At 54.2% G+C, this 459-nt stretch carries 1 protein-coding gene; it reads left to right on the top strand.

All coding sequences use genetic code 11. The annotated features are described in order from the left end of the window. Positions 1–313 (top strand): lysis system i-spanin subunit Rz (locus tag AB4091_RS21895; protein ID WP_442295027.1); only part of this gene is annotated, 313 nt, incomplete at its 5' end. Positions 314–459: the final 146 nt, after the last annotated feature.

Consider the following 459-nt stretch of genomic DNA (forward strand, 5'->3'; position numbering starts at 1 on the left):
GGTTAATACGCTACAGCAACGGCTTAACGCCGCGGCCGCTATGGATAAAAAATATGTTTCGCAACTGCAACAGGCCAGGGAAAACGCTGGCCAGCTTGAGCATGATGTTGCTGCTGGCCAGCGCAGGCTGCAGCTCGCCGCCAGCTGCCACAGCGCCTCCACGGCCCGCGCCGTCGGCGTGGCTGATGCAGCCGGCCCCCGACTTACTGACGCCGCTCAACGGTATTATTTCACTCTCAGAGAAAGAATAGCGACGGCCCGCATTCAGATAGCGGGATTACAGGATTATATTCGCCAGCAGTGTCAGCCTTAATAAGCGTTATATCCCGACGGATGAAATCTTTTCATCCGCTTTTCTGCTGCCTGCAATTTGCTTTTCATTGCAATAACTAACAGGAGGTGTGCTGGTGACGAATACCAGTAAAACAGCCGGCTGGCTGACGCCGCTTAATGACGAAC

The organism is Terrabacter sp. 2RAF25 (assembly GCF_052115265.1).
Lineage (GTDB): Bacteria > Actinomycetota > Actinomycetes > Actinomycetales > Dermatophilaceae > Terrabacter.